We start from the raw sequence: 430 nt of genomic DNA on the forward strand, positions 1-430 counted from the left end.
AACAGGGATCGATGGCAATCGATGTCGCGAAGGGCACATGGTTCAGCCATGAAGACAACGAGGGCGGCGGAACCCTCGCCCTGCTCGGCAAGCTTCAGGGTCTCAGCGAAGGTGAGGCTGTCGACTGGCTGCGTGACAACGGCTTCGAACTGCCATCGAAGGCGCCGCAGACCGGCAGCAACCAGCTCGCCGGGCCCGGCAAGAAGGAGACCGTCGCCACCTGGGATTACGTCGACGCTGATGGTGCCCCCGTCTTCCAGGTCGCCCGCATCCAGACCAGGCTGCCAGATGGCTCCTGGAAGCTGAACAAGCACGGCAAGATCGAGAAGACGTTCGTGCAGCGCCGCCGCTTCGAGGAAGAGGCCGGCGTCTGGATCACGGGACTGATAGATGACGACTATATGCGGAAGGGGAAAGGCCAGAACTGGAC

At 62.6% G+C, this 430-nt stretch carries 1 pseudogene; it reads left to right on the forward strand.

From position 1 onward, the window contains the following. Nucleotides 1-11: 11 nt before the first annotated feature. Nucleotides 12-430, forward strand: a pseudogene (locus EN818_RS30855) (hypothetical protein); the annotation flags it as partial.

Source organism: Mesorhizobium sp. M3A.F.Ca.ET.175.01.1.1 (assembly GCF_004791945.1).
In the GTDB taxonomy this organism is placed as follows: Bacteria; Pseudomonadota; Alphaproteobacteria; order Rhizobiales; family Rhizobiaceae; genus Mesorhizobium.